This window comes from Bartonella queenslandensis (assembly GCF_018155095.1).
Taxonomy (GTDB): Bacteria; Pseudomonadota; Alphaproteobacteria; order Rhizobiales; family Rhizobiaceae; genus Bartonella; species Bartonella queenslandensis_B.
The window spans coordinates 1-848 of record NZ_NAAI01000031.1 but is presented as its reverse complement, the minus strand read 5'-3'; the positions used below and the strand labels follow the sequence as shown (position 1 = coordinate 848).

The following is an 848-nucleotide window of genomic DNA, read 5'->3' as shown; positions in this document are numbered from 1 at the left end:
CCTGTAGCACAAATGGCAAGCTATTTGGTCATGCCCAATGCCCTCTTCTATAGTGGATTGACAGATATAGCAAAACAAAATGCCTTGTTAGCCAATCTCAGAACATCTGTCGTAGGAAAACAACAAGAAAAACAGAACGGTTTCTTCTTATACACCTATGGAAGCACAGGAACTTTATCCTCTGAAAACGCGCCTCATCAATATGGTTATAGCGGTGCTCATCTTCGCTATGCCGCTCTCCAAGGAGGAGTTAACTTCGCAGCGCTGGAAGGACACAATACCACAACACATTTGGGTCTTGTAGGTACTTATGGACAACTATCCTTTACGCCAAAGGACATGCAAGATGCTGGGAAAAGCACTCTGGATAAATGGTCCCTCACAGCCTATGGAACCATACAACATGACAACGGTTTCTATATTGATACGCTGTTATCCTACGGTATCATAAAAGGAGATATCACCAATGCCCTCATTGGTACAACCGCAAAATTGAAAAATGCCAAAATGTTATCGATCTCCACAACTGTTGGCAAACAATTTGCAACGGGTATTCAAGGCGTAACGTTTGAGCCACAAGCACAGCTTGCCTATCAACATTTGATGTTTGATACCATTAAAGATGCTGATAATCTGACCATTGACATGCAAAATCCTTCTCAATGGTTGATCCGTGTTGGTGGACGTTTAACAAAAGCCATTTCCACTGAAAACAGCCGTCCTATGTCTTTCTATGGAAAAGTAAATTTGATCAAAACCTTTGGTGATGATCAAGCAATCCATATTGATAAGGATTATAAACGAGACCCCTCAGGAACCTCTCTTGAAGGTGGCGTTGGTATCAATGC

At 42.0% G+C, this 848-nt stretch carries 1 protein-coding gene; it reads left to right on the top strand.

Going from position 1 to position 848, the window contains the following annotated elements; translation table 11 throughout:
* A partial coding sequence (locus B5V81_RS08585; RefSeq protein ID WP_212113099.1) for an autotransporter domain-containing protein occupies positions 1-848 on the top strand: 848 nt, incomplete at both ends.